Below are 13310 nucleotides of genomic sequence, written 5' to 3' on the forward strand. Positions count from 1 at the left end.
ATGGTAAAAAATGCCTTAGCGGTATTGATGGAGCGAAATTGCATTGAATGGTGCAGTAATCCAGAAGAGCTTGCTTCTTTATTTTCTAGTGAAATGGTTACAGGATACATAGGATTCGACCCGACGGCGGATAGCCTTCATGTGGGGCATTTGATACCAATAATGGGTCTTGCCTGGATGCAGCGCTTGGGTCACAGGCCTATTGCAATAGCTGGAGGAGGCACAGGCCTTATAGGAGACCCTTCAGGTAAAAGTAAAGAGAGAAACTTGCTTACATTGGAACAGGTAGAGCAAAATATGGTTACAGTCAAAAAACAGCTTGAACATTTTTTGGATTTTGACTGTGGAGCCAATTCTGCACTCATAATCAACAATTATGATTGGCTAGGCAAGCTAGGATTAATTGAGTTTCTCAGGGATACGGGTAAGCACTTTACGGTTAATTACATGATAGGTAGGGAATATGTAAGGAGCCGTTTAGAGGACCCAGAAAAATCTATTTCCTTTACTGAGTTCTCTTACATGCTTTTGCAGGCCTACGATTTTTATCATCTTTACAAAGAATATGGATGTAGACTGCAGATGGGCGGCAACGATCAACAGGGGAATATTATAGCTGGTATCGATTTGATACGAAAGAGGACGGGCGGCCAAGCTTATGGGATTACCTATCCGCTGTTGCTTACAGCTACGGGTCAAAAGTTCGGCAAAACTGAAGGCGGAGCTGTGTGGTTGTCTCCGGAAAAGACATCTCCATATAAATTCTACCAATTCTGGATAAATACAGATGACAGGGACGTGGAGAAACTTTTAAGGTTGTTTACATTTATGCCTCTTGACGAGATAAAAGGGATAATGGAGGAGCATGAGAGAAGCCCCGAGAAGAGAACAGCACAAAAAAGGTTGGCCTGGGAAGTAACAAAGGTAGTTCATGGAGAAACTGCTGCAGCTTCAGTCAAAAGGGCGAGCGAGATACTTTTTGGAGGTAGGTTTGACCTTTCTGAGTTGGACAAGAACATGCTTTCTGTCTTGAGGCGCGAGGTTCCTTCAGGATGTTTTTCAATGGATAAATCCTCTAATATTGTTGATCTGCTGGTCGAAAGTGGTGCTTGTAAGAGCAAAGGGGAGGCGAAGAGGTTAATAAAAGGTGGAGGATTGGTCATCAATGGACGGAAGGTAATCTCAGAAGACGAGACCATTTCCGAAAACGATCTTTTACAAGGCAAATATGTTTTCCTACGTTTGGGTAAAAAGAGATACCACATAGCGGAAAGCCAATGAATTTGAGAGGTGCAAGATATTAGTGGGCTCTATGTTGCCAGTTTTAAAAATTTTAAAGACTATCAGTTCGTATATAGGAAAGGGCGGAGTAAGAGCTGCCCTTTTTGATTGCTTTTTATCTAGCTTGTTGAAAATGGCGAAACCCAGAAGGAAAGTAGCTATGGACAACTTGTCCATAGCTTTCCCTCAAAGTGACGCCGAATGGCGCAAAAAGATATTGATAAAAGCTTATAATCATTTGTCATCTGCTTTGGTAGAGTACATCGTAGCCTTAAATGATCCAGAGGTGGTCGTAAGCTGGTTTGAGAAAACAGAAGGGAAGGAATACCTAGATGAAGCCTTGGCCAATGGGAAGGGGGCTATATTGCTCTTTGGCCACTTCGGTAACTGGGAACTTTTGGGAGGATGGCTTGCCTTATCAAATTACCCGGTTTACGCAATGGTCAGGAAACACGATGATAAAGATTTAGAAGAGCTTATAGATTCATATCGGAGGCGCATGGGGCTTAAGGTTATAGACAAGGACAATATAAGAGAGCCTGTCAGACAACTTAAAAAAGGACATTTTGTGGCAATCGCAGGAGATCAGCATTGGGGTGAAGGAGGGATAAAAGCCCCATTCTTTGGGAAACTGTGTAGCACACCTCCAGGGCCGGCCATGTATGCATTTTTGACGGGAGCTCCTATCATTCCCATAGCAGCGTACAGAGATGGTAAATATACATACACATTTGAGGCCCAACCGCCAATAAGACCTCAAAGGCAAGCAGATAAACAAAAGGAGATTTCAAGGTTAACTATAAAAGCAAACCAAGCGATTGAGGAGATGGTAAAAAAGGCGCCAGAGCAGTGGCTGTGGATGCATCGTCGCTGGCGCTAACGTTAAGGCTTTGGTCTTGGGTCATTTTCGGATATAAGGAACCCCCCGATTGAGTAATGGGTTTTGGGTATTTCATCTAGAATAATTCGCACTTGTTGTGGCTGCACGTCTAAAGATTCGCAAATGGCTTCTGTTACCTTGGAAATAAGCTTTCTTTTCTGTTCGTAACTTCTACCTTCCAAAAAATGAATTTGAACTATAGGCATTGCGCATCACCTTTCTTTGTTTAAATTGGCGTTTTATATGTTGTGTATTGGCTTATTTCCCTATACAAAAACTGCTGAAGATAGCGTCAAGCAAGGCCTCGTCTGCTTCTAGGCCTAAGATTCTTTCCAGGCACTTTCGGGCCTCTGCTAGGCAGGCAGCGGATACGTCCTCTCCCATGTTATTTTTCAATGCCTTTAAAGCCATATCTATGTTTAAGATGGAGATTCTAAGTTCCTCTAGCTGCCTTGCCGTGGTATTTAGTCCTTCGTTTACATCTCCGTTTTCTACGAAAAGTTCTACTATGCTGTCTTTAAGTTCTTCGATCCCTCTATTTGTGCTTGCTGATATTATATGTATCTTGCTTTCGGGCAGGATTTTGGAAATATCCTTTTCTGTGACAACCAATGGTAAATCTGCTTTGTTTATGACCACGATGTGACGTTTATTTTTTAGCGCCTCAGCAACATCTAGGTCTTCTTGGTGCAACGCTTCATTGCCGTCGATAACCCATAAAAGGACATCAGATTCATGCAGGGTTTTTTTAGCCTTCTCTACACCTATAGCTTCTACTTCGTCGGATGGCTTTCTTATGCCGGCCGTGTCGACTAATCGCAAAGGCACACCTTTGTGAGTTAGTACTTCCTCTATAATGTCCCTTGTAGTTCCTGGAATTGCAGTCACTATGGCCCTTGATTCGTTGAGGAAAGCGTTGAGTAGGGAAGATTTGCCAACATTGGGTCGCCCTACCAAAGCAACCCGTATACCTTCCCGCAGGAGATTCCCTTTTCTGGCGCGGTCCAGGAGGGGCACTGCCTTATCCTTTAAGGATAAAAGGCCTGATATTGCGTCTTCTTCAGTAAGGGGAGGAATGTCTTCTTCAGGGAAGTCCAGGTTAGCTTCAAGAAGGACGCTAAAATTCAGCATCTCATCATAAAGGTGTCTTATTTCCTTTGAAAAACTGCCTGCAAGATTTCGTGTAGCAGCCCTTAGGGCCTCTTCACTGCGTGCCCTTATTATGCCAATAATGGATTCTGCTTGAGTTAAATCTATGCGTCCGTTGAGGAACGCTCTTTTAGTGAATTCTCCAGGTTCTGCTAGCCTTGCTCCTCTTTTGAGCAATTCTTCTAAGCAGAGGTGGGCCACCAAGGTTCCGCCATGGCAATGGATCTCTGAGACCTCTTCTCCAGTATAGCTTCTAGGGGCCTCGAACCACACTGCTAAGACTTCGTCTATTTGTTCCCCGTTTTGATTCACGACGTATCCATGACACATGAAGCGGGGTGGCGAATCCTTCAGAGGTCTTTTACCTCTGAAAATGGAATCTACAAGGTCTCTTGAACCCTTGCCTGAGACTTTTACTATGGATATTGCTGCTTCTCCCCAAGCAGTAGCGATGGCTGCTATTATGTCCTGTTCCATTGTTACCTCTCTCACAAGAAATTTTGTTTGGGGGCGGGTCACTTCAAGGCTAACATCCCACCCCCATATCAATGCTAATTATAATAGCTCTTTCAATGCCTGGCCTAATCTGGATATGCCCTCTTCAGTTTGTTCTTTTGATGCGAAAGTGAAGCACATCCTGAAGTTGTGCTCGCCTCCGCCGTTGGGGAAGAATGGTTCACCTAGCACGAAGGCGACTTTTTTCTCTATAGCCTTTTCGAACAGGTCTTTAGCTTTTATGTTTGGAGTCTCAAGCCAGTAGAAAAAACCACCCCTTGGGGTTAGCCACTTTACCTCCCCTTTGGGCAAGTATTTTTGGAAGGCTTCCTCCATGGCGTCTCGTTTCTTCCTGTAGTGGTCAACAATTTTGGGCAGGAAGCTATCAAGGTGCCCCAGGCGGCAGTATTCATAGACCATCGCTTGGGCTACTACGCTGGTACATACATCTACGCCCTGTTTGAAAATTGTCATTTTCCTTATAAGTTCCTTATTGCCTGCGCACCAGGCCACACGGGTTCCAGGGGCAAGTATTTTCGAGAAACTGCAGGCGAATATAACTCTCCCCGAAGTGTCCATGGAGAAAATGGAAGGAATTTCTTCCCCGTCGAAACGAACGTAGCCGTAGGGGTCGTCTTCTAAGATCACGAGGTTGTATTTTTCTGCTATTTCCAAAAGCTTCTTTCTTCTTTCGAGAGAAAGGTCACAACCGAGGGGGTTGTGGAAATTTACTATGGTGTATATGAACTTTACTTTTTTGCCTTCGTTTCTGGCCTTTTCGATAATTGAAGGTAGCATGTCTACTTTCATTCCATTTTCATCGCATGGTACAGTGAGGAACGACGCACCATGATTTCTCATGGTCAACGTTGCGCCTAGGAAAGTGGGCTCTTCACATATGACCCAATCTCCTTTGTCAATCAAGACCCAGGATAGAAGATCTACAATCTGGGTGGAGCCAGTGGTTATCAGAATTTCGTCGGTTGATAATTTCCGGCCCATTTTAGGTGTCGTCCATTCAGCAAGAAATTCTTTGAGCGGCATATAACCTTCGGTGGTGCCGTATTGTAATACATCCTTGCCTTCTCTGTCTAAGATGTCCGCTGCTTCTTTGAACTGTTCAACTGGAAAGATATCAGGATCAGGCATTCCTCCCGCAAAGGATATCATTCCTGGCCTCCTGATCATGTGGAGCATCTCTCGGATAGGAGAAGGTTTCAAGTTAAAAGTTGCTTGGCTGTACAAGTTTTCCAAAAAATTACTCACGGTGCATCCCCCCATAGATAAAAAATTCTGCTTTTCTCCCCTATATAAATCTCAACTGGTATTCTTTGCCCCAGTTAAGCTCTTTATGGTTTTTTTAATATGTTCCAATCGCCTGTTCGTAGGCGGATGGGAGTTGAACCCATTGGGGGATGTTGAAAATCCTGCTTTTTTCATCCGGAGCAGAGCATTATAAAGCCCCCATGGGTTGTAACCAGCCTTATAGGCAAGCTGTACGCCAAAGTCATCGGCTTCCACTTCCATCTCCCTGCTAAATCCTGATTCTGCCAGCGCCAATCCCAAGCTAAGGATTGTGGAGGTTGTTTTATTATCTTTTCCAAAGGCGCGGTAGAGCAAATACCAGATTAAATTACGAGAAACTGTTTTTTGATAGTGTCCTAATTTAATGTGGCCTATTTCATGGCCAAAGATCCCTGCTATTTCATTTTTTTGGACCATTAATTTAAGGAGTCCTTTGGTCACGTGGATGGAGTAATTTGATCCCTCAAAAGAGACCCATGCGTTTGGTTCCTTCGCCTTCTCTAAAATGAGGGTTTTGTTTCCTTTAAGCCCAGCAGTTTTACTAAGTTGGTTCCACACTTCTTGGGCCTGCTCGGGGAGTATTGCGCCTTGAGCAGGGAGTGTAGTAAAGACAAGGCTAGTTAATATATACCACAATAAGCAAAGTTTTTTTATTTTCAAGAGCCTGCCTCCAAGCAGTTATTATACGCAAGTAATTATACATCATCTTGCTGTCTGTCTTTACATGTAGATTTTTTTATGTTATAAAGCTCGCATCGTTAGTATATTTTACAAGGACAGAGTGATGACGTCATGAAAAAAAAGAAAACCTTTGGGTTATGTTCAGTTTGTTCGGGAGCAATGGGCGGTTCTTCTTCCTCTTGGGGAGGAGGTAGTGCCTTTTTATTTTGTTTTCGGGCTCCCGGTTAAGCCAATTAGAGATAATTGATCTAGCAGTCAAGGATAAATTAGATGGGGAGCCTAGATAAAAGGCTCCCCATCTAGCATATAAGGATAGCCTTAGGGCAGGAAAAGGGGGAAGAAAAATGAGAAGATATCTGTTTACACCGGGGCCAGTTGAGCTGAGTGAGAAGGTAAAAAGGGCGTTGACAATTGACATGGTAAGTCATAGAAGTAGGGAATTTTCTTCCTTGATGGAAAGACTGCAGTCTAAGCTTAAAGCTCTAATGGATACCGATGGTCCTGTTTTGCTTTTCCCAGGATCTGGGACTTTTGCGTTAGAGGCGTTGATAGTTAATTTGATCTCTGAAGGAGATAAAGTGCTTTCTTTTTCTTGCGGGCATTTTGGTGAGCGTTTTAGGGAGATTGTGTCCCGCCTTGGAGCAAATATAGTGTCAATTGATAAGCCCTATGGTGAAGTCTTTACGAAAGATGATGTAACCGTTGCTTTAGAAGATCACAAGGACGTTACAGCCATCCTGATAACTCATAATGAGACATCCACAGGAGCTGTTAACCCTATAGAAGATATAACAAAATGCATTCCCGAAAATGGCCCTTTAGTTTTAGTGGATGCAGTAAGTTCTCTTGGAGTTATGCCGTGCTTCCCGAGGAAATGGAGGGTAGATGGAATTGCATCTTGTTCCCAGAAAGGGCTTATGGTGCCTCCTGGAATAGGAATTGCATGGCTTTCTGATAGAGCCTGGAAGAGAGTATACGAACGCAGGACCTGCCCTTCTTACAGCATGGATTTTACCATGATGCGGACATATTTGGAGAAAGAATTGCCTCAAACACCCGCAACCCCTCCGGTATCTTTGTTTTTTGCCTTGGATGCATCTCTTGCTGAAGTGGAGGCGGAGGGAGGATTTGAGAAGCGCTTCCAGGAGAGGCAGCTTTATGCCAGGGCCTTATGCAGTGCTGTAAAGGAGTGTGGATTAGAGCTTTTAGTAAAGGAAGAATATGCTCGTTCCCCCGGGGTTACAGCGATATGCATTCCAGACAAAGCTGATGCTGTCAGGAGTAACCTTCGTAAAAGAGGAATTGAAATAGCGGGAGGACAGGGAAGTTTGAAGAATAAAATCATAAGAGTGGGGCATTATACCAGAGAATCTATCTCGGAATTGCGCTATTTTATTCAAGCTCTTCGAGAAGCTTCTCAAGAAGCAGGGATTGTTTTAAAGGAGACTAACTTGGATAAAATCGACAACATTTTTGCAGGGGGGTGCATCTAGGTGTGGAAAGTGCTTGTTACGGAGAAAGTCCATCCTTCGGGTCTGGAGGAACTAAGAAAAGCCCCTGATGTGGAGTTAATAGAAAAAGTGGGCATGAACGAGGAGGAATTGCTATTCTGTGTGAGAGATGTGGATGCATTGATAACAAGGAGCGGGACGCCGATTGGTAGAAAGGTTCTTGAAGCGGCTAAAAAATTAAAAGTTATTGCCAGGGCTGGAGTTGGAGTAGATAATATAGATTTGGATTGGGCGAGCCGTAAGGGTGTAGTTGTGATAAATGCCCCTACCGGAAATACTTTAGCTGCTACTGAGCAAACTTTTGCGCTCCTTTTGGCCATTTGCCGCAAATTACCTCATGCATTTAACGATGTGTCGATGGGTAATTGGAACAGAAAAGCTTTTATGGGTATGCAGCTTCATGGTAAGACCATGCTCATTATAGGATTCGGCAGAATAGGCAGTCAGGTGGCTAAAAGAGCAAAAGCATTTGGGATGGATGTTTTGGCCTACGATCCATACATCAGGACTACAAAAGCTGAAGAATTAGGCGTGAAGCATGTTCCTGAATTGGAGGGTGCTTTGGCGTTGGCCGATATTATAACTCTACATACTCCTTTAACCTCCGAGACGAAAGGTATGATAAATGAGAGAACCTTACGAGCCTTCAAAAAGGGGGCTATCCTTATAAATTGTGCGAGAGGCGGATTAGTAGATGAGATTGCTTGCGCGAATGCCATTAGGGAAGGCCGTCTTAGGGGGGCTGCCTTTGATGTCTTTTCTAAAGAGCCCCCTAGCAAGGATAATCCTCTTCTTGCAGAAGATATAAGGGATAGGATCGTGCTAACTCCTCATATAGGAGCTAACACCCATGAGGCTCAATCTGCTGTTTCAAGCATAATAGCCAAAAATCTTTTAGCAGCGTTGAAGGGAGAACCCTACGAGCATGCAGTTAATTTGCCTTTTATGGAACACAAACTTTCGCCTCAAGGAAGGCGGTTCTTAGCCTTGGCGAGAAAGATGGGAATCTTGGCAGCTTCTATTGTAAATGGAGCTCCCGGTTCCATACTGTTTTCCACGAGAGGAATACCTATAGAAGAGGTAGTCGAGGTCAAAAAATACGAATATTGCAGCCATTCCCCATATGCTATAGCTGCACTTAAAGGAGTTTTGGAAAGGCATCTAGGGCGAGGAATAAGTTACATGGAAGCGCCTATTTTAGCCCAAGAACGGGGAGTATATGTGGAGGAAGCGAGTATTTCCGACTCGAGATATCGTTATTTGATGCAATTAAAAGTAAAAAGCGAAAAAGACGAAGCATTGATACAGGCAACGGTTACAGAAGACGATTGTAAGCAGCGCATAATAGGTATAAATGGATATCGTATGGATTTTGAACCTAAGGGAAACTATATTATTTTCCAAAATCATGACAGGCCTGGCGTCATAGGAAAGATAGGTTCATACCTTGGTGAAAAGGACATAAATATAGCCAATTTTTATTTGGGAAGAAAGGATGGAAGTGGTTTGGCTTTTGGAGTTTTACAGATAGATGGAAAAGTGAATAAGTCCGTTTTGGAGGACCTCAACGCTGTTGACGATTTTATCTGGGTAAATAGCGTCAAATTTGAGGGGGATCAGTGATATGCGTTTTTTTCTTATACGCCATGGAAGGACAGAGTGGAATTCTCAAGGGAGATACCAAGGTTCCATAGATGTTCCTCTTGATGAAACAGGCAAAAAGCAGGCTGAAATGCTGGCCAAATCTTTAGCCTGTGTATCTATAGATAAGGTTTGGAGTAGCCCATTGGAAAGGGCAAAAGATACTGCCCTATGCATATCGGGAGAACAAGGCTGTCCATTGGAAATCCACGAAGGGCTTGGGGAGATTTCTCATGGTGAGTGGGAAGGCCGGTATGCAGAAGAAGTGAAAAAGACCTGGCCTGAGTTATACGATCTTTGGCATAGTGAGCCTGAAAAAGTTAAGATGCCTTTAGGAGAAAGCTTGATGGATGTTGAAAAAAGGGCAAGAAATGCAATGGAAGATATATTAAGTGAAGATAAAGATCTTGTTGCTATTGTAACGCATGATGCTGTTATTAAGGTCTTGTTATGCCACTTTCTAGGCTTGCCCTTATCCAAATTTTGGAGCTTTCACGTGGGCAACTGTTCGGTTACCATGTTGGAAAAGAATAAAAAAGGGGTGCGTCTTTATCTTTTAGGAGAGCAGCCTTGGGCTACAAATAGATACAGTTGGGAAAAGCAAGCAGGGTTGTAACCTTTACGTGGACACATGATATTTTTAGGTGTATGTTCAATTCGGGTTAGTTTACATTTGCTTTTTGGGGGTGGCCGCGTTGAGTATTAAAAGAATGGAGGTTCTGAAATCTCTTGCCGTAGAAGCACCGACGAAAATTGTTATGTTGGTGATAGACGGCCTTGGAGGATTACCCGATAAAGATGGAATGACCGAGCTGGAGAGGGCTGTTACGCCTAATTTGGATAAAATGGCGTTAGAGGGGGAAACTGGACTTTTAGAAATGGTAGATGTGGGACTAACTCCAGGAAGTGGCCCAGGGCATTTAGCGCTGTTCGGTTATGACCCCTTGGAGTTTCCAGTAGGAAGGGGAATTCTCGAGGCTTTAGGGACGGGTGCTACTGTCTCCAAGGGTGATGTTTGCGCCAGGGGTAACTTTGCCACCTGGGGGCAAAGAGATGTCATTGTTGACAGAAGAGCTGGGCGGATAGAAACGGAAAAATCAAGGGAGCTCGTAAGGCGTCTAAGTGAAGCTATAACAGAGATAGAGGGAGTAAAGATTAACTACTACCCTGGCATGGAACACAGGTTTTCTTTGGTTTTTTCAGGTGAGGGATTGTGTGATTGTGTGAGTGATGCAGATCCACAGAGGGAGGGTTCTCCCATGAAGTGGGCGGAAGCCATATCGCCAGAGGGGGCCAAAATGGCATATATAGCTAACAAGTTTATACAAGAGGCCCGAAAAGTATTAAGAGACGAACCCAAGGCAAATGGGTGTTTGCTGAGAGGTTTTTCCGGAGTGCCTGACATTCCTCATCTTAGTGAATTATATAAAATTAAACCTCTTGCCTTGGCTGCATACCCTATGTATAAGGGCCTTGCAAGCTTGGTTGGAATGGATGTCTTAGATGATATAGAAGGTAGCCCTGCGAAGTTAATTGAAGAATTACAGGCCAGGTGGGATGCTTATGACTTCTTCTATGTTCATGTTAAACATACGGATAGCAGAGGAGAAGATGGGGATGTGGCAGGGAAAGTAAAGGTAATAGAGGAAGTGGATAAGGTGATACCTTCATTAATGGAATTGAGCCCGGATGTCTTAGTCGTGACAGGAGACCACAGCACCCCAGCGAAGATGAAGGGACACTCTTGGCATCCGTCACCGATCGCTCTACTTAGTTCATACGTGAGGCCAGATGGAAGTTCTAATTTTGGAGAAAGAGCTTGCGCTAGAGGAAGTTTGGGTATAATTCCTGCTTGGAAGCTAATGGGTTTGCTTTTGGCCCATGGCAGGCGATTGAAGAAATTTGGTGCATAATAAAACAGGAAAGGTGATAGGTTTGGCATCTCAAACAAATAAAATATTGGAAAACCAGAACCTTGGCGATATTAAGGCTCTTGAGGCTGGGAAGCGCTTCAAGGCCGTAGTTGCTCTGATTACTGCAAGACAAAGAAAAGACAAGAATGACAGGATTTTTTGGGAAGTTACGGTAATGGATTCTTTTGGCAATCTAGATGCTAAAATATGGTCCGATGCTAAATGGTGGAACATTAGAAACGGGAACAAAGAACCAATAGCACCGGAAAGCATCGATCCACAGGAGGATCTTGTGAACAAACCAGTAGGTGTTATTGGGACAGTTACAGAGTTTAAGGGAAGATTGCAGTACAACTTCAACGAGATTTATCTTTTGGACCCTGAGAAGCACCCCATTTCTAGCTTCCTTCAGAAATCGCCAATTCCTCTAGAAGAGATGGAAAAAGAATTTTGGGCCATAATAGAAAAGTGCAGAGAACCTTTGAGAGGATTTTTATCCTTTACCTTTAGTGGGTCCTTATGGAAGGAATTCAAAAATGCCCCTGCTGCTGTATCTCATCATCATGCGTACGTGCACGGCCTTTTGGAACATACTCTTGCTGTTACAAGGTCAGCTATGTCTATTGGGGAGGCTTATCAAAGCAAGGGATTCCCTGTAGAAATGGATATCCTAACGGCAGGAGCCCTTCTTCACGATCTCGGCAAGTTAGAGGCTTATTCTCTTGACCCCTTCCCAGGAATGACCCTTCAAGGGACAGTAATTGATCACATACCTTTAGGATATGCGAAGTTTAGAAGTCTTGCTTCTGAGTATGGGCTTGACGAAAACACAGCTATATCTTTGGGACATATTATAGTAAGCCACCATGGAAGAAAGGAATATGGTTCGCCAGTTTTGCCTGCTACTCCGGAGGCCATAATTGTATCCATGGCAGATGAGCTTGATTTTATATTGCATTGCTGGGATTCTGTTGAGATCCAGGGAGATAGCGAAATTTCTGATTTTAGTTACTCTGCACAGAGGCGATTTTGGAAAAGACAGGTGACAAACGATAAAAAGGGAGAATGAGATTATGCCTCTAACTTTTAAGATTGATAAGCATCAGCAAGGACGGAGACTCGACAAAGTAATAAGGGGTAAGTGGCCTGATTTGCCTCTAGGGGCTTTAATGAAGTATTTCAGGAAAAAACAGATTTTGTTGGATGGCAAGCCAGCAACTTTCAATGACAGGGTAAGCTTGGGGCAGGAGGTGTCAGTTCCTTGGGATGATCCAGCCCTTAAAAAGGCTTTTTTGCCCAAAAGAAGCGTATCTTCAGAACCCTTGGATATAATTTATGCTGACAGCAATATCTGCATAGTAAATAAACCTTGGAATCTGCTTACTCAGCCAGTTAGAAAAGGTGATGATTCTGTAGTAGCAAGGGTCATCAAAGAACTTAATTGGCAGGATAGTAATTTCACGCCTACTCCTGTCCATAGATTGGACCGTAACACATCGGGAATTTTGGTAGTTGCCCTAAATGGAGAAGCCTTGAGGGCCGTTAATGAAGCGTGGAGGAATAGGAAAGTACACAAGAAATATTTGGCTCTAGTTGCAGGGAATCCAAAGGATAAGGGAATTATAAATGTGGGCCTGGTGAAAGATACTTCTAAAAATGTAGTGATAGCTGTCAAAAACGGCGGGCTAAGCGCGGAGACTAGGTTTCGCAAGATTAAAGGTGATGACGAGGTCTCTTTGTTGAGTCTAGATCTCCTTACGGGGAGGCCTCATCAGGCTAGAGTTCATATGGCTTACATGGGGTGTCCCATTGTGGGTGATAGGAAGTATGGTGACTTAAAAGTAAACCGAGAGTGGGCCAAGCAAGGCGTGAAGAGGCCTTTATTGCATGGGCGAACTATAGCCTTTGGCGAAGATTTGCCTCCTTTCATAAAGTATTTGTCTAGGAAAACCTTTAATGCTCCCCTTCCGGAAGATTTTTTATTGGTGCTGAGAAAAAGAGGTTGGCACATATACAGTTGGGGGGTATAATTGAGTTAGCAAAATTATTTTGTGGGGGTGTATTGAGTGGTAGCTAATAAGCTGGAGCTAACAGCTTCTGCTAGAGAAAAACTTAGAAAGATGGGCGATGAGGCATATGTGATAGTAAGAAGGATAGGAGCTGGGTGAGGAGCTCGCTATGCGGCTCTCGTGGAGAGTGGCAAACCTCCTGTTGAGGAGGGGTATATAGCTTTAGAAAGCGATGGATTGAAGGTGTGGGTTCCTGAGGTTATGAAGTTCGACGATAATACTGTTCGCATTGAAGTGAGAGGGTTTCTTTGGAGCAAAACTTTGGAGGTAGTCAATGCTAAGCTTCCTCGGGGTGGTTGTTCTTAAGGAAGCTGAGGTTATAGGAGAGTAGGTAATGGGAGAGAGAAAAACTCTCCCATTATTTTCATGTTGTATATTTTAGAGA

General features: G+C 43.7%; 13 protein-coding genes. 9 read left to right on the forward strand and 4 right to left on the reverse strand.

Annotated features, from left to right (window positions below; all coding sequences use genetic code 11):
- Both tyrS and H0Z23_RS03535 read left to right on the forward strand, forming a co-directional pair.
- A complete protein-coding gene (gene tyrS / locus H0Z23_RS03530; RefSeq protein WP_296867586.1) occupies positions 1–1281 on the forward strand; it encodes a tyrosine--tRNA ligase in 1281 nt (426 codons plus the stop codon).
- A 31-nt stretch (positions 1282–1312) separates the two neighbouring features.
- On the forward strand, positions 1313–2161 hold the full coding sequence (locus tag H0Z23_RS03535) for a lysophospholipid acyltransferase family protein (RefSeq protein WP_296867587.1): 849 nt from the start codon (positions 1313–1315) through the stop codon (positions 2159–2161).
- A 2-nt stretch (positions 2162–2163) separates the two neighbouring features.
- Here the strand turns inward: H0Z23_RS03535 and H0Z23_RS03540 are convergent, their stop codons facing one another.
- The 4 genes from H0Z23_RS03540 to H0Z23_RS03555 form a co-directional block, all read right to left on the reverse strand.
- The gene (locus tag H0Z23_RS03540; protein WP_296867588.1) at positions 2164–2367 is read right to left on the reverse strand and encodes a 2-hydroxymuconate tautomerase; all 204 of its coding nucleotides are present in this window, start codon (positions 2365–2367) and stop codon (positions 2164–2166) included.
- Positions 2368–2419: 52 nt separating this feature from the next.
- Positions 2420–3787 (reverse strand): tRNA uridine-5-carboxymethylaminomethyl(34) synthesis GTPase MnmE, encoded by a 1368-nt coding sequence (gene mnmE / locus H0Z23_RS03545; RefSeq protein ID WP_296867589.1) that lies wholly within the window; start codon positions 3785–3787, stop codon positions 2420–2422.
- 78 nt (positions 3788–3865) lie between these two features.
- Positions 3866–5071, reverse strand: coding sequence for a PLP-dependent aminotransferase family protein (locus H0Z23_RS03550; protein WP_296867590.1), 1206 nt, complete (start codon positions 5069–5071; stop codon positions 3866–3868).
- Between the two features lie 51 nt (positions 5072–5122).
- Positions 5123–5668, reverse strand: coding sequence for a M48 family metallopeptidase (locus tag H0Z23_RS03555; RefSeq protein WP_296867591.1), 546 nt, complete (start codon positions 5666–5668; stop codon positions 5123–5125).
- Between the two features lie 467 nt (positions 5669–6135).
- On the opposite strand from H0Z23_RS03555, the gene H0Z23_RS03560 reads away from it, so the two are divergent.
- The 7 genes from H0Z23_RS03560 to H0Z23_RS03590 all read left to right on the forward strand — a co-directional run bounded on the left by H0Z23_RS03560 (position 6136) and on the right by H0Z23_RS03590 (position 13231).
- Complete coding sequence (locus tag H0Z23_RS03560; RefSeq protein WP_296867592.1) at positions 6136–7284, forward strand: alanine--glyoxylate aminotransferase family protein; 1149 nt, start codon at positions 6136–6138, stop codon at positions 7282–7284.
- A complete protein-coding gene (gene serA, locus H0Z23_RS03565; protein ID WP_296867593.1) occupies positions 7285–8925 on the forward strand; it encodes a phosphoglycerate dehydrogenase in 1641 nt (546 codons plus the stop codon).
- Position 8926: 1 nt separating this feature from the next.
- Positions 8927–9559 (forward strand): alpha-ribazole phosphatase, encoded by a 633-nt coding sequence (gene cobC, locus H0Z23_RS03570; RefSeq protein ID WP_296867594.1) that lies wholly within the window; start codon positions 8927–8929, stop codon positions 9557–9559.
- Between the two features lie 70 nt (positions 9560–9629).
- On the forward strand, positions 9630–10856 hold the full coding sequence (locus tag H0Z23_RS03575) for a 2,3-bisphosphoglycerate-independent phosphoglycerate mutase (protein WP_296867629.1): 1227 nt from the start codon (positions 9630–9632) through the stop codon (positions 10854–10856).
- Positions 10857–10902: 46 nt separating this feature from the next.
- Positions 10903–11925 (forward strand): HD domain-containing protein, encoded by a 1023-nt coding sequence (locus H0Z23_RS03580; RefSeq protein WP_296867595.1) that lies wholly within the window; start codon positions 10903–10905, stop codon positions 11923–11925.
- A 4-nt stretch (positions 11926–11929) separates the two neighbouring features.
- Positions 11930–12886 (forward strand): RluA family pseudouridine synthase, encoded by a 957-nt coding sequence (locus H0Z23_RS03585; RefSeq protein ID WP_296867596.1) that lies wholly within the window; start codon positions 11930–11932, stop codon positions 12884–12886.
- Positions 12887–13045: 159 nt separating this feature from the next.
- Entirely contained in the window at positions 13046–13231 is a 186-nt protein-coding gene (locus tag H0Z23_RS03590) for a hypothetical protein (protein WP_296867597.1), read from the forward strand.
- The last annotated feature ends 79 nt before the right edge of the window (positions 13232–13310 follow it).

Origin of the sequence: Thermovirga sp. (genome assembly GCF_017656375.1) — a bacterium.
Classification (GTDB): Bacteria; Synergistota; Synergistia; order Synergistales; family Thermovirgaceae; genus Thermovirga.